At 69.1% G+C, this 19458-nt stretch carries 33 protein-coding genes; 30 read left to right on the top strand and 3 right to left on the bottom strand.

Annotated features, from left to right (window positions below):
• The 14 genes from HY049_14645 to HY049_14580 form a co-directional block, all read left to right on the top strand.
• A partial coding sequence (locus HY049_14645; protein MBI3450139.1) for a hypothetical protein occupies positions 1–978 on the top strand: 978 nt, incomplete at its 5' end.
• Entirely contained in the window at positions 975–2057 is a 1083-nt protein-coding gene (locus tag HY049_14640; protein MBI3450138.1) for an MBL fold metallo-hydrolase, read from the top strand. The genes HY049_14645 and HY049_14640, both read left to right, overlap by 4 nt.
• 18 nt (positions 2058–2075) lie before the next feature.
• The gene (locus HY049_14635; protein MBI3450137.1) at positions 2076–2576 is read left to right on the top strand and encodes a hypothetical protein; all 501 of its coding nucleotides are present in this window, start codon (positions 2076–2078) and stop codon (positions 2574–2576) included.
• Between the two features lie 11 nt (positions 2577–2587).
• Complete coding sequence (locus tag HY049_14630; GenBank protein ID MBI3450136.1) at positions 2588–2983, top strand: VOC family protein; 396 nt, start codon at positions 2588–2590, stop codon at positions 2981–2983.
• A 1-nt stretch (position 2984) separates the two neighbouring features.
• Positions 2985–3620 (top strand): isoprenylcysteine carboxylmethyltransferase family protein, encoded by a 636-nt coding sequence (locus tag HY049_14625; protein ID MBI3450135.1) that lies wholly within the window; start codon positions 2985–2987, stop codon positions 3618–3620.
• A gap of 83 nt (positions 3621–3703) precedes the next feature.
• Positions 3704–4333, top strand: coding sequence for a class I SAM-dependent methyltransferase (locus tag HY049_14620; protein ID MBI3450134.1), 630 nt, complete (start codon positions 3704–3706; stop codon positions 4331–4333).
• Positions 4334–4392: 59 nt separating this feature from the next.
• The gene (locus HY049_14615) at positions 4393–4602 is read left to right on the top strand and encodes a hypothetical protein (protein ID MBI3450133.1); all 210 of its coding nucleotides are present in this window, start codon (positions 4393–4395) and stop codon (positions 4600–4602) included.
• The gene (locus HY049_14610; protein MBI3450132.1) at positions 4599–4991 is read left to right on the top strand and encodes a DUF488 family protein; all 393 of its coding nucleotides are present in this window, start codon (positions 4599–4601) and stop codon (positions 4989–4991) included. The genes HY049_14615 and HY049_14610 overlap by 4 nt, the downstream gene beginning before the upstream one ends.
• A gap of 48 nt (positions 4992–5039) precedes the next feature.
• Complete coding sequence (locus HY049_14605) at positions 5040–5420, top strand: hypothetical protein (GenBank protein MBI3450131.1); 381 nt, start codon at positions 5040–5042, stop codon at positions 5418–5420.
• Positions 5417–5938 (top strand): dihydrofolate reductase, encoded by a 522-nt coding sequence (locus HY049_14600; protein ID MBI3450130.1) that lies wholly within the window; start codon positions 5417–5419, stop codon positions 5936–5938. The genes HY049_14605 and HY049_14600 overlap by 4 nt, the downstream gene beginning before the upstream one ends.
• 31 nt (positions 5939–5969) lie before the next feature.
• Positions 5970–6857, top strand: a complete 888-nt coding sequence (locus tag HY049_14595; protein MBI3450129.1) for a hypothetical protein — start codon at positions 5970–5972, stop codon at positions 6855–6857.
• Entirely contained in the window at positions 6854–7291 is a 438-nt protein-coding gene (locus tag HY049_14590) for an NUDIX domain-containing protein (protein MBI3450128.1), read from the top strand. Before HY049_14595 ends, HY049_14590 begins: the two co-directional genes overlap by 4 nt.
• An 88-nt stretch (positions 7292–7379) precedes the next feature.
• Positions 7380–7874 carry a nuclear transport factor 2 family protein gene (locus tag HY049_14585; protein MBI3450127.1) on the top strand — a complete coding sequence of 165 codons (495 nt, stop codon included), beginning with the start codon at positions 7380–7382 and terminating at the stop codon, positions 7872–7874.
• Between the two features lie 45 nt (positions 7875–7919).
• On the top strand, positions 7920–8411 hold the full coding sequence (locus HY049_14580; GenBank protein MBI3450126.1) for a hypothetical protein: 492 nt from the start codon (positions 7920–7922) through the stop codon (positions 8409–8411).
• Between the two features lie 347 nt (positions 8412–8758).
• On the opposite strand, the gene HY049_14575 is transcribed toward HY049_14580, so the two are convergent.
• Positions 8759–10135, bottom strand: coding sequence for a hypothetical protein (locus tag HY049_14575; protein ID MBI3450125.1), 1377 nt, complete (start codon positions 10133–10135; stop codon positions 8759–8761).
• A 104-nt stretch (positions 10136–10239) separates the two neighbouring features.
• Here HY049_14575 and HY049_14570 point away from each other — a divergent pair, with 104 nt between their 5' ends.
• Genes HY049_14570 through HY049_14545 form a run of 6 tightly spaced genes read left to right on the top strand, consistent with a single transcriptional unit; the run spans position 10240 to position 12977 of the window.
• Positions 10240–10884 carry a carbonic anhydrase gene (locus HY049_14570; protein MBI3450124.1) on the top strand — a complete coding sequence of 215 codons (645 nt, stop codon included), beginning with the start codon at positions 10240–10242 and terminating at the stop codon, positions 10882–10884.
• A gap of 35 nt (positions 10885–10919) precedes the next feature.
• Positions 10920–11321, top strand: coding sequence for a hypothetical protein (locus tag HY049_14565; protein MBI3450123.1), 402 nt, complete (start codon positions 10920–10922; stop codon positions 11319–11321).
• Positions 11322–11367: 46 nt separating this feature from the next.
• Positions 11368–11805 carry a nuclear transport factor 2 family protein gene (locus HY049_14560; GenBank protein MBI3450122.1) on the top strand — a complete coding sequence of 146 codons (438 nt, stop codon included), beginning with the start codon at positions 11368–11370 and terminating at the stop codon, positions 11803–11805.
• An 18-nt stretch (positions 11806–11823) separates the two neighbouring features.
• Positions 11824–12171 carry a hypothetical protein gene (locus HY049_14555; GenBank protein ID MBI3450121.1) on the top strand — a complete coding sequence of 116 codons (348 nt, stop codon included), beginning with the start codon at positions 11824–11826 and terminating at the stop codon, positions 12169–12171.
• On the top strand, positions 12168–12503 hold the full coding sequence (locus HY049_14550; GenBank protein ID MBI3450120.1) for a hypothetical protein: 336 nt from the start codon (positions 12168–12170) through the stop codon (positions 12501–12503). The genes HY049_14555 and HY049_14550 overlap by 4 nt, the downstream gene beginning before the upstream one ends.
• A gap of 9 nt (positions 12504–12512) precedes the next feature.
• Positions 12513–12977, top strand: coding sequence for a GNAT family N-acetyltransferase (locus tag HY049_14545; protein MBI3450119.1), 465 nt, complete (start codon positions 12513–12515; stop codon positions 12975–12977).
• A gap of 118 nt (positions 12978–13095) precedes the next feature.
• Here HY049_14545 and HY049_14540 read toward each other — a convergent pair whose 3' ends face one another.
• Together HY049_14540 and HY049_14535 are read right to left on the bottom strand one after the other, a co-directional pair.
• Positions 13096–13539: an SRPBCC family protein gene (locus HY049_14540; GenBank protein ID MBI3450118.1), complete on the bottom strand. Its 444-nt coding sequence runs from the start codon at positions 13537–13539 to the stop codon at positions 13096–13098.
• The gene (locus HY049_14535; GenBank protein MBI3450117.1) at positions 13470–13856 is read right to left on the bottom strand and encodes a helix-turn-helix transcriptional regulator; all 387 of its coding nucleotides are present in this window, start codon (positions 13854–13856) and stop codon (positions 13470–13472) included. Before HY049_14535 ends, HY049_14540 begins: the two co-directional genes overlap by 70 nt.
• Before the next feature lie 139 nt (positions 13857–13995).
• On the opposite strand from HY049_14535, the gene HY049_14530 reads away from it, so the two are divergent.
• The 10 genes from HY049_14530 to HY049_14485 form a co-directional block, all read left to right on the top strand.
• Positions 13996–14475, top strand: coding sequence for a DUF937 domain-containing protein (locus tag HY049_14530; GenBank protein MBI3450116.1), 480 nt, complete (start codon positions 13996–13998; stop codon positions 14473–14475).
• A 68-nt stretch (positions 14476–14543) separates the two neighbouring features.
• The gene (locus HY049_14525) at positions 14544–14987 is read left to right on the top strand and encodes an OsmC family protein (GenBank protein ID MBI3450115.1); all 444 of its coding nucleotides are present in this window, start codon (positions 14544–14546) and stop codon (positions 14985–14987) included.
• Between the two features lie 7 nt (positions 14988–14994).
• A complete protein-coding gene (locus HY049_14520) occupies positions 14995–15642 on the top strand; it encodes a class I SAM-dependent methyltransferase (protein MBI3450114.1) in 648 nt (215 codons plus the stop codon).
• Positions 15639–16397, top strand: a complete 759-nt coding sequence (locus HY049_14515; GenBank protein ID MBI3450113.1) for an SDR family oxidoreductase — start codon at positions 15639–15641, stop codon at positions 16395–16397. The genes HY049_14520 and HY049_14515 overlap by 4 nt, the downstream gene beginning before the upstream one ends.
• A 19-nt stretch (positions 16398–16416) precedes the next feature.
• On the top strand, positions 16417–17214 hold the full coding sequence (locus HY049_14510; GenBank protein ID MBI3450112.1) for an FkbM family methyltransferase: 798 nt from the start codon (positions 16417–16419) through the stop codon (positions 17212–17214).
• Between the two features lie 231 nt (positions 17215–17445).
• Positions 17446–17724 (top strand): zinc ribbon domain-containing protein, encoded by a 279-nt coding sequence (locus HY049_14505; protein ID MBI3450111.1) that lies wholly within the window; start codon positions 17446–17448, stop codon positions 17722–17724.
• Between the two features lie 76 nt (positions 17725–17800).
• Positions 17801–18298 (top strand): SgcJ/EcaC family oxidoreductase, encoded by a 498-nt coding sequence (locus tag HY049_14500; protein ID MBI3450110.1) that lies wholly within the window; start codon positions 17801–17803, stop codon positions 18296–18298.
• Positions 18299–18333: 35 nt separating this feature from the next.
• Positions 18334–18834, top strand: coding sequence for a cupin domain-containing protein (locus tag HY049_14495; protein ID MBI3450109.1), 501 nt, complete (start codon positions 18334–18336; stop codon positions 18832–18834).
• A gap of 45 nt (positions 18835–18879) precedes the next feature.
• The gene (locus HY049_14490) at positions 18880–19242 is read left to right on the top strand and encodes a cupin domain-containing protein (GenBank protein ID MBI3450108.1); all 363 of its coding nucleotides are present in this window, start codon (positions 18880–18882) and stop codon (positions 19240–19242) included.
• A gap of 64 nt (positions 19243–19306) precedes the next feature.
• Positions 19307–19458: hypothetical protein (locus tag HY049_14485; GenBank protein ID MBI3450107.1), on the top strand; the 152-nt coding region annotated here is incomplete at its 3' end.

The raw sequence follows: 19458 nt of genomic DNA, 5'->3' as shown, positions 1-19458 counted from the left end.
GAAGTCTTCCGCCCGCAGGACCAGACCGACGGGAACCGCCAGATATTCCTCGCCAAGGACGGCCCGGACGGCGCGACGCCGCTGGCGCTCGTCGCTCTGCCGGGCGCCGACGGCGTGAACGGCGAGGAGGTCTACCTCCGCCAGCACGAGTCCGGCTATCCCGACGCGATGCAGTACACGCCGGTCCTCAACACCGGCCGCAACTGGCAGATCTTCAACGGGCCCGGCTTCACCGCAGGGGTCGACATCCCGAGGGACGTCTGGTTCCATCTGCGCCTCGAGGTGGCGGGCGCGCAGGCGAAGCTCTACGTCAAGGACATGGAGACACCCGCGCTCGTGATGAACGACCTGAAGAGCGGCGTGCAGCGTGGGCAGGTGGCGCTGTACTCGTTGACAGGGAAGACGTACTTCTCGAGCTTCGAGGTCCGGACCACGCCGGACGCCCCCTGGGAGAGGCACCTGCCGCCGATGCCTCCCGGGACCCTGACGAAGTGGAGCCTCTCCCCCTCGTTCGACGCGCTCGGGCGCCATACGGAGCGCCCGCTCACGGCAGCCGAGAGCCAGACGATGACGTGGCAGGAGGTGGAGGCGGAGCCCCCCGGCTTCGTGACGATCTACCGCTATCGTGACGCGCCGCACCCGAGGGTCACGTTCCAGGGCGACTTCTCGAAGCGCCTCGATCCCCAGCCGGGGATGAAGGTCGTCTACGCGCGGACCATCATCGATTCCGACCGCGACCAGGTGCGAAAGATCTTCATCGGCTACAGCGACGACGTGAGCGTCTTCCTGAACGGGCAGATTCTCTACACCGGCCGGAGCGCCCAGGGGTTCCGCGACCCCAGGTTCCTCGGCATCGTCAATCCGGAGAACGACGCCGTCTACCTCCCATTGAAGAAGGGTCGCAACGAGCTGATCCTCGCGGTCAGCGAGCTCGGCGGAGGCTGGGGGTTCATCTGCCGGCTGGCGGACGCGGGGTGACGATGCGCGTCCCTCCGGCCGGGGTGCTGCTTCCCGCGCTCGCGCTCGGGCTCCTTCTGGCGCCGGCTCCGGTCTCCGCCCAGTCCGAGCGGCAGGTCACCACGCTCGCGGACGGCGTCTACGAGATCCAGCACCACAACGGGCTGGACGCCTTCGTGGGCGGCAACACGACGGTCATCGTGGGTGAAAGACAGGTCTTCGTCGTCGATACCCCGTTCCTCCCCTCCGAGGCCCGGGAGGACATCGCCCAGATCCGGCAGTGGACGGACAAGCCGGTCACGTTCCTTCTCAACACCCACTTCCACAACGATCACAACCTGGGAAACCGGGCCTACATGGACGCCTTCCCGGCGTTGACCATCATCGCCCATGTCGAGACCAGGAAGGACATGGACCTCTTCGGGCCCGGCTCGGTGACGCTGGTGGACCGGAACACGGCGAAGTACCAGCAGATGCTGGACAGCGGAAAGGCACCCGCCGGCCAGTCTCTGACGGAGGACGACAAGGCGGAGCTGCGGAAGATCCTCGCTCATCGGAGGCAGGTGGCGGACGAGATCCGAAAAGTCGAGTACCAGGGGGCGACTCTCACCTTCAAGCACGATTTCTCGATCGACCTCGGCCATCGGGAAGTCCAGGTCAAGTTCCTCGGACGCGGCAACACCGCCGGCGACGCCGTCGTCTACCTGCCGAAGGAGCGCATCGTCATGGCCGGCGATCTCGTGGTGCACCCGATCCCGTACATGTACGACGGCTACCCCAGCGAGTGGAGTCGAACGATGCGGAAGCTCGCCGAGCTGGACACGGCCGCCATCGTCCCCGGACACGGCCCCATCATGCGCGACAAGGCCTATCCGTCTCTCGTCGCGGAGCTCCTGGAGAGCGCGGTAGCGCAGGTGAACGAGGCCCTGCGGAAATCCGGCCCCGCCCTGTTCGGCACCGTCGACGACATCAAGGGAGACGTGGATCTTTCGCCGTTCCGGCAACGCTTCGCCGGACACGACGAAGACCTCTCGGCGGCCTTCGACCGTGCGTCCGATGAGCTCGTCAGGCTCGTGTTCCGAGAGGCGAGCTTGCGCTAGGGAGTGGTAGTCTGGGGAATGACCGGGCGCAGCAGCGATTCCCCCGCGAAGCAGCTCGCGGCCTTCCTCGCGAAGTACGATCCGGCGGTCGCGAGACTGGCCCGCGGGTGCCGGGCGGCGCTCCGCAAGCGGCTCCCCACGGCGATCGAGCTCGTCTACGACAACTACCAGTTCCTGGCGATCGGCTACTCGGCGACGGAGCGCGCCTCCGACTGCCTGGTCTCGCTGGCCGTCTCGCCGAAGGGAGTGGCCCTGTCGTTCTACTACGGGGCCTCGCTCCCGGACCCCGACGGCATCCTCCTCGGCAGCGGAAACCAGAATCGCTACGTCCGCCTCGAGGGCCCGGCCACGCTCGCGATCCCCGCCGTGGAACGCGTGATCCGCGCGGCGATGGCGCAGGCGAAGACGCCGCTGCCGGGGGCGGGACGGGGCGCCACGATCATCAAGTCGGTCTCGGTGAAACAGCGCCCGCGTCGCGCGATTCAAGCGCCAGGCGGGAAAACACCGCGCTCGAGGTGATCGAGCGCACGATCCTCGTCGTTCCGGTCCATCCGTCGGAGGAGCGCCCATGCCCCCCACGCGCACGAACGGGAAGATCTGCTATCTCGAGCGCCTTCTACAAGGCTGTCTTCGGCTGGACCATCAGGGTTCGCGGTGACGGCCGACCGGCCTTCGACGACGCAGTTGGGGAGGTGAGCGGTGCCTTCATCGTCGGACGGCCCCCGTCCGCGGCGCCGGGGATGCTCCTCTACATCATGGTCGACAGCGTCGAAGCGACCGTCGAGGTGGTCAAGGCGCACGGGGGGAAGATCGTCCAGCCCCTCGGCGTCGAGGTACCCGAGATCACGGCCCGCCTGGCAGATCCGGCGGGAAACGTCCTCGGCCTCTACCAGGAGCCCAAACAATCACCCGGGGATTCCAAGTAGGGTGGCGGCGCCGGTCGTGATGAACTTTCTCGCGCGGCCGGGGGTCGATCGGACCCTGGCCGTCCTCGCGTCGATGCCCTTCGCCTACGCGCTCTATCACCGGCTCGCCGAGGGGTCCCTCGATCTCCCCCGGGCCTGCGCGGCGCTCGGCCAGCTCATCACGATCGCGACGATGGTCTTCCGCCGGGCGCCGCACCGGGTCACGCCGAATCCCTGGTGGTGGGTGCTCGCGTTCGTGGCCACGTACGGCTCGCTCGCGTGGGCGACGTTCGCGCCCCCGGGCGCGGCGCTCATCCCACCCCGGGTGAGTGACGGACTCGCCGTCCTGTCCGTCGCGATCATCGTCTACGCGCGGCTGAGCCTCGGCCGGAACATCGGGTTCGTCCCGGCCCAGCGCGCGCTCGTGACGTCGGGGGCATACGGCTTCGTGCGCCATCCGATTTATTCCGGGCTGTTCCTCGCCTGGGTCGTGCTGACGCTGCACCGGTTCTCGCCGGTGAATCTCGCGTTGCTGATCGTCATCTGCACCCTCTACGTCATCAAGAGCTTCGTCGAAGAGGGGTTCCTCCGGGGGGACCCCGCCTATGCGGAATACCTGAAGCAGGTTCGGTACCGCTACATCCCGGGGCTCGTCTAGGGAGCGCGGCGCGGCGTGTAAGAAGCGAGGGTCCGGCGAGACAGATCATGCCCATGGTCCTCAAAGCCGTGTTCGTGATCGTCATGATCATCTTCCTGACGAGACAGTGCCGGAAGCCGGCGTGGTGGCCAGGCAGGATGTTCCTGTCGATCATGAACTCGACCCACTCCGGACTCACGAGCTGGGGTCTCGAGCACGTCGTGATCGAGAAGGAGTTCACGATCCTGGACGTCGGGTGCGGCGGAGGACGGACGATCTTCAGGCTTTCGGCGATGGCCGGCGAAGGAAAGGTCTACGGGATCGACTATTCCACGACGAGCGTCGCCGCGTCCCGGAGGACGAACCAGCGCGCGATCGAGGAGGGGCGCGTCGACGTCCGGCACGCCTCCGTCTCGAGCCTCCCGTTCCCCGACGGCACCTTCGACGTCGTCACCGCGGTGGAGACCCACTACTACTGGCCCGACCCGGTGGCGGACATGCGGGAGATCCTGCGCGTCCTCAAGCCGGGCGCGACGCTGGTGATGATCGCCGAGACGTACAGGGGAGGACGGCTCGGCGCGCTGTACCAGCTTCCGATGAAGCTCCTCAGAGCGACCTACCTGAGCGTGGACGAGCACAGGGAGCTATTCTCGAGAGCCGGCTTCTCCGGAATCGAGATGTTCGAGGAGCGCGCCCGGGGGTGGCTCTGCGCGGTCGCCCGGAGGACACGATGAAGATCGAGATCGTCTACTGCCCGACGTGAGACAACAACAGGTCCAAGGCCGCGGGTCTCGTGGCCCTGATCAAGAAACGCCTGGGGATTGAAGCCGTGACGACGCCGGGGAGGACCGGGCAGTTCGAGGTCTTCGCGGACGGCGAGAAAATTGCCGAGCGCGGCGGAAACTTCATCACCCGGAGGTTCGGCGCCGGCTACCCCGAGCTGGACGGCGTGGTCGAGCAGATCGCGGAGCTGCGTGCGAGAGCTTCCGGGAACGTGACGTGAGCGTGCGCGTGGTCCGGCTCGGAGGTCCACGGGAGCCCGGAGAGGGTCTGCGCATCGGAACGGTGAGGCACCCGCCCCGCGGCGTTCCGAAGAATCAGCACGCGGCGCAGAACTGGTACGACGTGTGGTTTCCGGAGCTCGCGCCCAGCGCCGAGCTGATCAAGCTGGGCCGCGACGCCGCCGCTCCGCGGGAGTGGGCCAAATTCGCGAAGCGCTATCGCGCCGAGATGGCGGCGCCGGAAAAGGTTCGCGTCCTCGATCTCCTCGCCGCGCTGTCGCGCGAGGCGAGCTTCTCGGTGGGGTGCTACTGCGTGGACGCATCCCGTTGCCATCGGTCCATCCTGCGCGCGCTGCTCGAAGAGCGCGGCGCTCACCTCGCGCCGGATTGACTACCCTTGGAGCACTTGCGAGGGCGGCATTGAAGTGAGGAGCCGACCATGAAGAGATCCATCGGGGCGGTCGTCGCGGGGGTGGTCTTCATCATCGTGGTGACGACCCTCGTCGACATCGCGCTGCACATGGCCGGCGTCTACCCGCCGATGGATCAGCCGCTCGACGACGCTCTCTCGCTCCTCGCGACCGCCTATCGCATCGTGATCGGCGTCGCCGGCGCGTGGATCACCGCCCGGCTCGCACCGGCGAGACCGATGAAGCACGCGCTGATCCTCGGCGTCGTGGGGACGGCGCTCGGCATCGTGGGCGTCGCGGCCACCTGGAACCTCGGGCTCGGCCCCCGGTGGTACCCGATCGCGCTCGCCGTCCTCGCGATTCCGCAGTGCTGGGCCGGCGGGAAGATCTTCGAGATGAAGTCCCGATGAAGATCTCGGTCTTCGTCGGCGTGAGCGTGGACGGCTTCATCGCTCGGCGGGACGGGTCGTTCGATTTCCTTCCCGAAGGGGGAGGCGAGCCCCACGGGTACGAGGAGTTCATGGCGACCGTCGACGCGCTCGTGGTCGGCCGCAAGACTTTCGAGACGGTCCTCACCCTCGGCGTATGGCCGTACGCCGGCAAGCGCGTCGTCGTCCTGAGCTCCCGCCCCATGGACGTCGCCGCCGCGAGGGGCCCCGTCGAGCAGATGAGCGGGACTCCGGCCGAGATCGGGGCGCGGCTCGCCGCGAGCGGCGCGAAGCACCTTTATGTGGACGGCGGGATCACGATCCAGGGTTTCCTCCGCGCCGGGCTCATCCAGCGGCTCGTGATCACGCGAGTCCCGGTCCTCATCGGTCAGGGAATCCCGCTGTTCGGCTCATTGCTCCGGGACGTCCGGCTCCGGCACGTGGCGACGAAGGCCTACGCAAGCGGCCTCGTCCAGAGCGAGTACTATGTAATCGTCTGAGTGTCCCCCGAGGATCACGAGGAGGTCGCCTGTGATCGCGCTGCAGCTCCTGCCCGTCGTGCTCAGCCTCGTCGTGCTCGGAGCGCATTTCCTCAGGGCGGGCGACAAGGTCATGGTGGGCGCCCTCCTCGCGGTGCTGGCGCTCCTGCCCGTGCGACGCCGCTGGGCCGCCCGCACGGTCCAGGTCGTTCTGGTGCTCGGCGCGGCGGAGTGGGTGAGGACGCTGGCCCGACTCGTCGCCGAGCGGGAGAGCGCCGCAAAGCCGGTGGTGAGGCTCTCGCTGATCCTCGGCGGCGTGGCGCTGACCACGGCGCTTTCGGCCCTGGTCTACCGTTCGGCGCGGCTGCGGAGCTGGTACGCGCCCGCGCTCGTCATCGCCCTTCTCGCGTCGAGCGCGTGCGCAGGCCGGCGTCCTCCGGATGTCGACGACGCGCGCGATCTCTCGGGCGTCGTGCACTACGACGTCGTGCGCGACCCCAACGCCCGCCCGGTCCAGATCGAGGCGCATCAGGACTACACGCCCCCCGCTCCGAGCCCCGACAACTCCGCGCCGGACTACCCGGGCGATCTCCTGCGCCTGGCTCTTCCACCCCGGACGGTCGTCGTGCGCGCCGTCATCGACGAGCGAGGGGATGTCGTCACGGTCGTGCGCAGCCCGCTCGCGCCGGCGGTCGGCGCTCCGTACGACGCCCGGTTCGAGGAGGCGGCGATCGCCGCGGTCGGTCGGTGGGAGTTCGAGCCGGCGCGCGTCCGGTCCTTCCGGCCGAGCGACGATCGGGATGGGGACGGCCGGCCCGACTACGAGATCCTCGACGGCGAGTCGCCGAAGAAGGTCTTTCTCGACTTCCGGTTCGTCTTCGAGGTTCGAGAGGGGAAGGGGCTCGTACGGCAGATGACGAACCCGGGGGAGACGCCATGAGCGCGATCGTGGAGTTCGGGACGCGCGTGGGGGGTGTCGACTACCGGCTGCGGCTCGGCGGCTACGTCGTGCTCCGGAACGACGTCGGAGACGTCGCCATCCTCGAGACCCGGAGCGGGACGTTCCTTCCGGGCGGCGGCCAGGAGGGGGACGAGACGCCGGAGCTCGCCGCGATGCGGGAGTCGCTCGAGGAGTGCGGCTTCGTCGTGCGCCTGGGCGATCTCGTCGGGGTCGCGGACGAGCTGGTATTCGGCGAGGCGGAGCGCGCCCACTTCCGGAAGCGGTGCACGTTCTTCAAGGCGGTCGTCGTCGATCGCGCCGCGGGGGTCGTTCCGGAGCACACCGTATCGTGGGTCCCCCCCGAGGAGGCCGTCGCGCGTCTTTCCCACGGCAGCCAGAGGTGGGCGGTGACGCGGGTGTGCCATCCCGACTGAATCGTGTCTACAGGATTCAACAAGTGTCGACAGGGATGCACGGGTATAATCGTCGCTCACGCCAACCCGACACCTGGAGCCGATACCGATGCGAACCGTCCTGCGAATGACCGTCGTTCTGGCCGCCGCCGTCCTGTCGATCGCGGGCGCGACCTTTGCCGCCACTCCCGCCGAGAAGGTCGCCGCCGCGAACGCCGTCGAAAAACAGTTCCTCGCCGCCTTCAACAAGGCCGACCTCGACGCCCTCATGGCGACGTACTGGAAGAGCCCGGATCTCGTCTTCATCGACCTCGGCGGCATGGGAGTCCGGGGATGGGACGCGGCGAAGGCCGGGTGGCAGGAGGCGTTGAAGGGACTGACGGGGGCGAAGCTCGAGATCACCGAGTCGCACAACACGGCCTTCGGCGAAACGGTGCTGGGGTGGGGGCGCTGGAAAATGACGATACCCGCCGCCCAGGGGGCACCCCAGGTGATGGAGGGGCGCTTCTCCGACGTGAAAGCCTTCCGCGACGGGAAGTGGGTGTACGTGATGGATCACGCGTCGGTCCCGATCCCCCCGCCCCCTCCGCCCGCCAGGAAGTAGGCCGGTGCGAACCCCGCCGAGGGCTCGGGTGTCCATAGCCCCGGCATGACTCCGGCGGATGCGCACACCAGGCCACGCGCCCTTCAGGCGATCCTCGGGGGCGGCCTCGTCGTCGCCGTGCTCGACGGGGTGAACGCAACCCTCTTCTGGGCTCTCTACCGCGGGACGGAGCCCCACGTCATCTTCCAGAGCATCGCCTCGGGGCTCCTGGGTCAGAGCGCTTTCTCGGGAGGGACTGAGACGGCGGCTCTCGGCGCCTTCCTCCATCTCTTCATCGCCATGGCGGTCGCGGCCGTCTTCTATCTCGGCTGCACGATCTGGCCGGTCATGCTGCGGTGGACGCTGACGTGCGGCCTCGTCTACGGCGCCGTCGTCTATCTCGTGATGAACTTCGTCGTCGTGCCGCTGTCCCAGGCGAGGCCCGTGCCTTTCAATCCGGCCTGGTTCCTCGACAACTTTCTCGGGCATCTCCTCCTCGTCGGCCCACCCGTGGCCTTCGTGACGCGTTGGTCGGGGGCGGCGAACACGTCCGGGTGAGGCCGTTTCATCCGTATGGGCGCGACCAACTCCTAGCTCGACATTCCTCTCGCCGACTACGAGGCGCACATGGCCCAGCCCGAGGTCGGGCAGGGGCCGCTCCTCGCGGACTCTTCGAGGAAGCGTTGCGCCGGCACGCGCCGCGGTCCGTCGCGGCGCTGCGGTGCGCGGGGGGGAACGGATTCGATCGAATCTCGCCCCGAATCCCGCGCCTCGAGCTTCACGTCGGCGACGTGGAGCACGACCCCCTCGAGTTCGAGCCGGTCGAACTGGTCTTCGCGGGACTCCTCCTCGAGTACTTGGATGCCGGGCGCACCCTTACGCGAGCGACCGGGGGGCGCCGGCCCCTAAGGCGAGCTCGCGCACGCCGCGCGCATCTCCTCGCCGCTGACGATGTTGTTCGTCCCGTAGCCGTCGAGCGGCCACGTGGCGACGTACTGCTCCGGCTGCAGCCCCAGGTCCGCGACCGTCCGGCACAGTCGCTTCGATCGTCCGGTGAGGGGTTTGCCCGCACGGTAGAAGAGGAGGTCGCCGGTCAGGAGGATCTTCGGGCCGGGGAGCCAGAAGACGAAGTACTCGTCGGTGTGCTCGGACACGACGTTGAAGATCTCGAGCGCGTTCGTCGCGTCCTCGAGGCGGCGCGAGGTCGGCACCGTCTCGATCTTCGCTTCGCGCGGCGCGCGCGCCAGCGCGTCGGGCTTCAACGTGTGACCGCTCTTCACCATCTCCTCGATGAGTGGCACCGTGGTCGGGGGGACGATGATGGTGGCCCCTTCCGCCACGAAGCTTCGCGCGCTGCCGACGTACTGGGCGTGCAGGTGGCTGAACGCGAAGTAACGGATCGGCTTCCCGAGCGTCTCCTTCACCACCCGCACCACCTGGTCGCCGATCGTCGCGTTGTAGACTCCTTCGATCACGACCGCGTGATCGGCGAACTCGGCCACGAAGACGCGCGTGCTCAGGGAAGCCACTTCAATCGTGAACAGGCGCGGAGCGAGAAGCGAGAGCTTGAGCTGATCCGCGCGGACGGCGCGGCCCCGGTCACGCCGCGGATCCCCCGCGGGGATCTCGACCGACGCCACCGGCTCCACGGCCGAGAAATCGAACCGGGCCGCCTCGCGTCCGCTGCGGCGCACCGTCACCCTCGCGGGGGAGGAGGAGTAGACGATCTCCTCGTCGCCGTCGCCGTGCACGTCGTCGAAATCGCGCCGCTTCAGGCTCACGACCCGGCCCGCGCCGGCGTCCGTCGTCACCGCCCACAGCGCGTCGTTCCACGCGAAGAGGTACGTCCCGGCGGCCTCCGCGCGGACGTTTTGTCGATTCTCGCGCATCGCGTTCGCGACCAGCGCCGGGTGGAGCGCGGCGACGGCCGCCGCCGAGATCTCGGCCAGCGGCGCCGCCGGGATGTCGTGTCCTTCGTCGTCCACCTGGAAGACGCGGCCGCGCCGCACGAAGTAGCGGTCCACGTCATGGTCCTCCCCCCGGCCCGATTCGATCTCCACCGACGCTTCGCCGGAGGAGGGATCGAAGGCCACGCGGAGCGTCGCGGCGGTCGGCCGGACGAACCCGGGGTGCAGCGGATGGCCAGGGTCGTTGATCACCCCACGCGCCGCGACGCGAAACGGTGAGGAGGCCCCGGATTCGAGGGAGTCGATCGGGTCGGTGGCGGCGCCCGCGGCGGACCCGAGGAGGAGCGCGGCGGCCAGGATGAGGATCCTCTTCAATGGCAGTCTCCTTTGCGTGGCGAAGATGACCACGGAGGAGGAGGGGGCGTCAATCGCCGGTCCCGGGCGTTGACGCCGACCGCGATCCGCTGCCAGACTCCGGCATGATCTCCGCCTCCGACGCTCTGGCCCGCCTTCGAGAAGGGAACCGGCGGTTCGTCGCGAGCGAGACGACGGCCGCCGCCGCCGTGTCGAGCCACGCGCGCCGCGCCGGGCTGGTCGCGGGGCAGGAGCCTTTCGCGATCGTGCTCGGCTGCTCCGACTCGCGCGTCCCCGCCGAGCTGGTCTTCGATCAGGGGTTCGGCGACCTCTTCGTCATCCGCGTCGCCGGCAACATCGTCGCCCCCTCCCAGGTCGGGAGCGTCGAGTTCGCCGCCGCGCGGTTCGGCACGCGGCTGGTCGTCGTGATGGGGCACTCCCAGTGCGGCGCGATCGTCGCCGCGCTCGAGGAGCTGCAGGGGCAGCCGACGAGCCAATCCAAGAACCTCCGATCGATCGTCGATCGGGTTCGCCCCTCGGTCGAGTCGGTCCTGTCGCGCGGGCGCGCGGACGACCCGAAGGGGCTCGTGGCCGACGCCGTGCGCGCCAACGTGCGCGTCTCGGTGGATCACCTGCGCCACGGCTCCGAGCTCCTCGAGAGGCTGATCCGCGACGACGGTCTGATGGTGGTCGGCGCGAAGTACTCGCTCGACACGGGCGTCGTGAAGTTCTTCGACGACGTGGCCGCGAAATCCCCGGGAGCCGGATGACGGAGCGAGAGTCCGGCGGAGTGGCCGGATACGTGATGCACTTCGTATTCGGCGCGCTGGTCGGGGCCTTCGTCGCGGGGATCGGCGGGGGGCACGGCCGCGGACTGCTGATGCCGGATTCCGACGGCCGCGATCTGCCGGGCGGTCCTCTGATTCTCGCCGGCATCATGCTGATCGCCGGAGCGTGGACCGGATACTTCTCCGACCGAATCACGCTCGTCCGCTCCTTCACCACTCCCCGGCGCCCGGCCGGCCCGCCGCGATGGGCCCGGCGCGTGAGCTTCGCGGCGACCGCCGCCGGGATCGGCGCGGTCTGCACGGGAATGATGCGAGCCGTGGCGGTCTCCTCCCCCTCGTGGGTGGGAGGCCTCGTCGTGGCCGGCGGGATCGGGGGAGTCCTCGCCTGCGTGATCCAGGCGGCGCGGGCCAACCCATGACCTCCGCGTTGTGCTTGAATCCCCAGGTGTCACCGAGGAGAACGTCATGATTCGCCGCACCCGGAATCGCTTGCTGGCGCTCGCGATGGCGATCGTGCCGATCGCCGCCGCCGCGCCTTCGACCGAGGACGCGATCCTCAGGCTCGAGGACCAGCGTATCCAGGCGATGATCGCCGGCGACGTGGAGACGCTCGATCGCCTCCTCGCTCCCGAGCTGACGTACGGACACTCGAGCGGCAAGATGGACACGAAGGCGAGCTTCCTCGCGCAGCTCAAGTCGGGCGATCTCAAGTACAGGGACTTCCGGCGTCAGGACGTATGCGTGCAGGTCATCGACGCCACAGCGATCGTGACCGGGCAGGCGGCGCTCGACGTCCGGACCCCGGCGGGCGACCTCTCCATCCCCGTCCGCTTCACGGACGTGTGGGTGCGCCGGGGCGAGCGCTGGGAGATGGTCGCGTGGCAGTCGGCGCGCATCCCGTGACGGACGACGGAGGACCGCATGTTCGAGCACAAGGCGCAGCCGCTTCTCACGCACCGCCAGTTCCTCGGGCGCATGGTCCGCAGCCTCGGAGCCGCGCTGGCGCTGATCGCGGGCTCGCTTCTCGCGGGCATGATCGGCTACCGCGCGCTCGAGGGGCTGGGATGGATGGACTCGTTCCTGAACGCCTCGATGCTCCTCGGGGGCATGGGGCCCGTGAACGCCCCAGTCACCGACGGGGGGAAGCTCTTCGCGGGGCTGTACTCCCTCTACTGCGGGCTGGCGGTCATCTTCGTCGCCGGGATCATGCTCGCCCCGCTCGCGCACCGCATCCTCCACAAGTTCCACGTGCCGGACGAAGAGTCGTGAGTCGCCCGGATCCGCTCGACGCCATGGTCGCGGCCCCCGATCACCACTCGGTGCTCTTCGAGAATGAGCGCGTCCGGGTTCTCGACACGCGGCTTGGACCCGGCGAGAGCACGCCGGTGCACACGCATCCGTGGCCGGGTGTGCTCTACGTCGTGACCTGGAGCGATTTCGTCCGTTTCGACGCGGGAGGAAGCGTCCTCGTCGATTCGCGAGTGACCGGCATGCGCCCCCGCGCGGGCGAAGCGCTTTGGGCTGCGCCTCTCGCGCCCCACTTCGCGAAGAACGTCGGGGACGCTGAGCTCCACGTCATCGCCGTCGAGCTCAAGAGCTGAGGCGTGACCGTGACCTCGTACCGCGTCCGCCCGGCGACTGTGGACGATCTCGCGACCGTTCTCCATCACCGTCGGCGCATGTTCGAGGACATGGGGCACACCGACGCTGGGGCGATGACGGCGATGCTCGCCAGCTCGACGCCGCTCCTGGGACGCGGGCTAGAGGAGGGCTCGTATCGAGGCTGGCTCGTCGAGGCGGACGACGGCCGAGTCGTCGCCGGCGGCGGAGTCATCATCCTCGAGTTCCAGTCGCACCCGATCGATCCGCGGCCCCGCCGCGCCTGGGTCGTGAACATGTTCACCGAGCCCGAACATCGCCGAAAGGGTTTCGCGCGCCGGCTGATGGAGACGATGCTCGCGTGGTGCCGCGCCGACGGCATGACGTACCTGTACCTGCACGCGAGCGCCGACGGCCGGGTTCTCTACGAGAGCCTCGGGTTCGAGCCGAACAACGAGATGCGCGTGAAGCTCTGATCTGCGCCGGCAACGTCTCGCACTTCAAGCCGTGACGAAGTCCCCATGCTCTTCATGATCATCGAGCGCTTCAAGGGGGGCGACCCCGTCCCCGTGTACCGCCGTTTCCGCGTCGCCCCTACCACAGCTTTGGCAGCGCGCGCCCCGACTCGAGAAGCGACTTCAGGCTCGACAGGACCTTCGGCCAGCCGCTGGTGATCCCCTCGAGCATCTTCGAGCCGGCCTCGAGGCGATCGTGCGTGACCGTCAGGCGCACGACGCCGGCGACGGGCTCGAGGTCGAAGGTGACCCTGGAGTGTTTCTCCTCGTCCGAGGCGTCGGACGGGAAGGCCCACGTCAGGACGAGGCGGCTCGGCCGCCGGCTCTCGACGACTTTCCCGACCAGATGGAGTGTCCTCTGATCGCTCACCTCCCGGTGCTCCCACCGGGAACCCGGCTTCCAGTCCGAGACGTTCTCGTGCTGCCAGTACTGCGCCGTCATCTTCGCGTCGATCAGCGCGTCCCAGACTTTTTCCGGTGTCGAAGAGATGTAGACGACGTAGACGAACCGAGGCTTCTCCATGTCGCGTCTCCTTCCGCTTTCCGCTTGAGCTCGCTCAGCGCGTCGAGCTGACGATGCTCGTACTTGAAGATCCAGCGCTTCGACAGCTCGTGGATGGGAACCGGGTTGAGGTAGTGAAACTTCTCGCGCCCGCGCCGCACCGTCGCCACGAGGTTCGCCCGCTCGAGGCACGCGAGGTGCTGCGCGACCGCCTGCCGGGACATGTCGAGGTGGCCGCAGAGCTCCAGGAGAGTCTGGCCGTTGTCTCCGTGGAGGACGTCCAGGAGGCGTCGGCGGGCGGGGCTCGCGAGCGCCTTGAACACGCGGTCGACGTTCATGGCCGGGATAATAGGCAAGTAAACACTTGCCTGTCAAGCCCGGCGTCTCCTTCCCGGGATCGGGGGACCCGGGTGTATGATGCCGCCATCGAATCCCGCGCACCAAGTGCTGTCGAGGCGGAGCCTCGAGGAGGTCACGATGGGACTGCTGGATGGAATTCTCGGAACCGTCGGGTCCGCGATGCGCGGCGGGGGGGCCCCGCAGGGCGCGAGCCCGCTCGACTCGATTCTGAGCAGCCTCGCCGGGAGCCACCCCGGGCTGGGGGCCGGCGGGGGCGGCCTCCTCGGGGCCGCGATGTCGCTCATGCAGCAGGGGGGCGGCCTGACGAGCGTGCTCGACGCCTTCCGGCAGAACGGGATGGCGCAGCACGTCGACTCGTGGGTCGGCACGGGACCGAACATGCCCATCACCGCGCAGCAGGCCCAGCAGGCCCTGGGCGCACCGGCCGTCTCGAGCCTCGCGTCCCGGCTCGGGCTGTCGACCGGGCAGGCGAGTTCGGCGCTGGCGCAGCTCCTGCCGGAGATCGTCAACCAGCTCACTCCCGGGGGGAGCATCCCGGACAACCATGGGGACATGCTCTCGAGGGGGCTGGCCATGCTGCGAGGCCAGTCGAGCTGAACGTCCCGTCGGGACGGGAATGCGTGTCTTTGAAACGTTCGTGAACGGGGCCGCGATGTCGACGGCTCATGGAGGATCGTCTCATGGATCGAAAGGCGGACGCGCGCTGGATGGGAGATCTGAAGTCGGGGAAGGGGACGGTGAAGCTCGGGAGCGGCGCCTTCGAGGGGGCGTACTCTTTCCTGAGCCGCTTCGAGAGCGGGACGGGGACGAACCCCGAGGAGCTGCTCGGTGCGGCGCACGCGGGGTGCTACTCGATGGCGCTCGCGCACGCGCTGGCGCAGGCCGGCCACCCCGCGACGAGCGTGGCCACGACCGCCACGGTGCACCTCACGAAGACGGAGGCCGGTTTCTCCATCTCGGGCATCGGCCTCGCGACGAAGGGCGTCGTTCCGGGAGTCTCCGCGGACGAGTTCCGGCGATTCGCGGAGGAGACGAAGGTCAAGTGCATCGTGTCGCGGGCCCTCTCGGCGGTGCCGATGACGCTCGAGGCCGAGCTGGTGCGCGGATAGCCGCCGCGTGAGCTCCTGCCCGTGCGGCGCCGCGGGAAATCCGTTCGACGCCGCCAAGGCCCGCCGCGATCTGAATCGCTTTCGCCGTCGCGGCCCCGAGCGCGCGACGGCGCAGCTCGTCGGGGCGATCGAGGCGGCCGGCCCCTCCGCCGGCCGCACGCTCCTCGACATCGGCGGTGGCATCGGTGCGATCCACCACGCGCTGCTCGGCGCCGGATACTCGCGGGCCGTGCACCTGGACGCCTCCCCGGCCTACCTCGCCGTCGCGGCGGAGGAATCGGAGCGTCTCGGCCACTCGGGCCGCGTGGAGTTCCGCCATGGCGATTTCCACTCGGCGGCGCCTTCGATCGCGCGGGTCGACGTGGTGACCCTCGATCGCGTCGTGTGCTGCGACGAGGACTACGCCGGCTTGCTCAGGGCCGCGGCCGATCGCGCCGGCCGCCTCCTCGCCCTCACGTATCCGCGAGACCGCTGGCCCATCCGCGGCTTCATCGCGCTCATGAACGGTGCGCGAACCCTGGTTCGCCGTCCGTTCACGGTCTACGTGCATCCGCCCGCCGCGATGGCGCGCGTCCTCGAGGAGCGCGGGCTTCGTCGCCGCTGGCGAGGCGGCACCTTCATCTGGTCGGCCGAGCTGTACGAGCGGGCGTCGTGAGCGTGAAGCTGACGCTCGCGATCCTGTTCCTCGCCTACGGGGCGGTGCTCTCGGCGACTCTCTCGCGGGCCGGGCACCGCGGGCGGATCGCCCGAGGAGGCGGTGGCGCGGCGTGGAAGCCGGCGCGGATCCTGATCGTCGGCGCCACGGGAGGGACCGGACGGCAGCTCGTCTCGCTGGCGCTCGAGCGAGGCCACGACGTCACCGCCCTCGTGCGGGATCCGTCGCGCCTGCCGGTCGAGCACCCTTCGCTGAGGGTGATCCGGGGGGACGTGCTCGATCCCCGGGCCGTCGAGGAAGCGGTGCGCGGCCAGGACGCCGTCGTGTCCGCCCTGGGCCACCACAGGTACTACTCCCCGGGCGGAGTCCTCTCCTCGGGGACACGGAACATCCTGAGATCGATGGAGTCCCACGGCGTTCGCCGGTTCGTCTGCGAGACCTCGCTGGGGATCGGTGACAGCGCCGGCCGCCTCGGCCTCTTCTACACCTTCTTCATCATCCCCGCGATCCTCCCCGTCTACTTCCTGGACAAGGCGCGACAGGAACGGATCGTCGCCCGGAGCCGCGTGGACTGGGTCCTCGTCCGCCCCGCGGTCCTGACGAACGGGGTTGGGCGCGGCCGCTGGCGCGCCGGGGCGCGCGCCGGAGGCTTTCTCCTGCCGGCCCGCATCTCGCGCGCGGACGTCGCGGCCTTCATGCTGGATCAGCTCGCGTCGGAGGCGTACCTTGGATCGGCGCCGGGAGTGTGCTGGTAGATCGCGCCGGGATCAGGTGATGAAACGACCTCTCTTGCTTTGCGTGCTTCCGGATCGGCTCCGCCTCGCGGCCTGGTCGAGGCTCTACCGCGGGCGGCACGCCGGTTGGACGCCGCTCTACGAGCGCGCGGAGCTGAGGTTCGCGCCCGGCGTGGGGCTCGAGCTGATTCCGGGTGACGTGATCTCCGACTCGATCGCCTTCACGGGGCTCTACGAGCTCGATCTCACGCACCGCGTCGTCGAGATCGCGCGCCGGGGGGGCACGATGGTCGAGGTCGTCGCCAACCTCGGCTACTTCGCGGCGCTGTGGGCGGCGATGAGCCCGGGGGGCCGCTGCATCGCCTTCGAGGCGTCGCCCCGCAACATCGAGCTCCTCGGGCGGAACATGAGCCGCAACGGATTCTCGGATCGAGTTCAGATCGTCCCCCGGGCGGCCGGAGCCGCCGCGGGACGCCTGCACTTCGACGTCGGCCCCCTGAGCCAGACGGGATGGGGAGGGCTCGTCAATCGGCCGGGCGGAAAGTCGATCGACGTGGACGTCGTCAGGGTCGACGAGGTCGTCCCGCTGGGCGATCCGATCGACTTCCTGAAGATCGACGTGGAGGGAGCCGACACCTGGGTCCTCATGGGGTGCGAGCGGCTCCTCGAGTCCCGCCGCGTGCGCGAAATCTGGTTCGAGCAGAACAAGCCGCGGATGGCGGCGCTGGGCATCCCGATGGGCGCCGCGCAGCGATGCCTGGAGTCGTTCGGGTACCGCCCCCGCGCTCACGGTGATCCCGATGCCGAGATCGTCGAATGGTCGGCCGTCGCGGGGTAGCGGGTCGCGGGCCGCGCGCCGGGAGAGGCTGGAAGCGCGCACAGGGTCCGGGCTTTTCGCCGTCTTCGAGATCGAGACACCGGGATGGAGAACGGCCCTCAAGCGGGGCCTCGTGATCGGGTCGACGCTCGGCCTCTACGAGGTCGTGGGGCACTGGTCGCTCCCGCTCCCCGCGGGCTCTTCGCTGTATATATTGTCTCACTTCATTTGATGGGACGGGAGGCGCCGAAAATGGAAGCAACGTACAAGAGCTGCCAGAGCTGCGGGATGCCGTTCAGCCGCGACCCGCTCGGCGGCGGGACGAATGTCGACGGATCCACGAGCCGCGTCTACTGCAGCCACTGCTTCGCCCAGGGACGGTTCACGCAGCCCGACCTCGGCGTGAGCGAGATGCAGACGCTGGTGCGCGGCAAGATGCGCGACATGGGATTCCCGGGTTTCGTCGCCGGCCTCTTCACGCGCAAGATCCCCAGGCTCCACCGTTGGAAGCCGGGAACTCGCGACTCCTGAGGGGCGCCGTCGCCGCGGCGCCGATGAGGGTGGTCGAATGCGGCCGCCGCGGGCTCGAGGAGGATGGAGGCAGGCGATGATCGATTCAGGTCACCCCGACCGATTGACGCGGCTCCGGCTGGCGGCGGCCCTCGCCCTCGCGCTGATCGCGGCGCAGGCGAGCGCGCTCGCGGGCCCCGACGGCTCAACGGATGCCGCGGCGCGTGCGCAGATCGAAGCGGAGCTCCAGAGATACGCCGCCGCGGAGCGCGTCGTCGACGCGAACGCGATCGCCGCCTTCTACGCCCCGGACGGCGAGCTGATCAATCCCGGGATGGAGATCGTGAAGGGGCCCGAGGCGATCCGGAAATTCCTGGCGTCGTTCGAGGGGGTGAAGATCGAGTCCGCGACGATGACGGCGGATTCGACGGAAGTCCTCGGCGACGTCGCGATGCAATGGGGCGCCTACGCGCAACGGGTCGCTCTCGCCGGGAAGCCCGCGGCCGACTATCACGGCCGCTTCGTCGCCCAGTGGGTGCGCCGCCCCGGCGGGGGATGGGCGCTCCGCCGGCTGCTGACCCAGCCGGCGCCCTGAGGAAGGCGAGGCCTTCGCTCAGGGCGGGAGGGAGGATGCGCATGGCGTCGAGAATCGTCAACGAGAGGGACGTCCCCGTGGTGAAGCGCTCGCACGGAGATGGGTTCGAGTGCGAGCTCGCGCCGGTGGGGATGCACCTCCATTCGAAGATGCTCGGGTTCAACGTGACGACGGTCTCGCCGGGGAAGCGCGCGTTCCCCTACCACGCGCACCGCGGCAACGAGGAGATGTTCTTCGTGCTGGAAGGGGAGGGGACGGTCCGCATCGCGGGGGAGACGCACCGGATCGCGAAGGGAGACTTCATCTCCCTTCCGCCCGGGCGCGAGTCGGCGCACCAGATTGTGAACGACTCGAACGCGCCCCTGAGGTACCTCGCGGTCAGCACGATGCGGCTTCCCGAGGTCGTCGAGTACCCGGACTCCGGAAAGCTCGGGATGCTCGCGGGGACGTCGGGGGGGCGGACCCCCGATGAGGATTCGATCCGGCACTTCACGCGCGTGAAGGACGGCGTGGACTACTGGGACGGGGAGGCGTAGAAGATCGGCAGGGAATCGGGCGGAAGGCGTGACGGAGCGATCGAGATGGCGAGATGGATAGGGACGCCCACGATTGTCGAAGCGGCGGGGACGCTCCCCAAGAAGATCGAGGAGTTCGTCGGGCGCGTGAACGACCGCACCGGCGCGGTGAGCATCGCCCGGATGACGAGCCCTCCGGGGTGGCAGGAGCCGGGACAGCGGCCGGAGTTCGACGAGTATACGGTCGTCCTCTCCGGCCTCCTGCGCGTCGAGACGGCCGCGGGGGTCCTCGAGGTCCGGGCGGGTGAGGCCGTGCACGCGCCCGCCGGGGAGTGGGTCAGGTACGGCACCCCCGGCCCGGAGGGGGCTCACTACGTCGCCGTCTGCCTCCCGGCCTTCTCGCCGCAGACCGTGCATCGTGACGACTGAGCGCTCGCGCCGGTGCCAGGTGAGCGGGGGGCCGTGGGGAGCGGGTGACGGGGAGACGATGGCCATGAGCGGCGAGACGACGATCTACATCAGCGTGACGACGCGCGGCGGAAAATCGTGGCGCCCCGTGACGGCCGCGCGCCTCGGCGACGACGTGTACCGGATCACAGGTAAGAAGTCGGCCGCCGCCGGCGAGGAATGGCCGTTCGAGCCGGG

This window comes from Acidobacteriota bacterium, from assembly GCA_016195325.1.
Classification (GTDB): Bacteria; Acidobacteriota; Polarisedimenticolia; order JACPZX01; family JACPZX01; genus JACPZX01.
The sequence above is the reverse complement of the archived record's forward strand: the minus strand, read 5'-3'. Positions and strand labels throughout refer to the sequence as shown.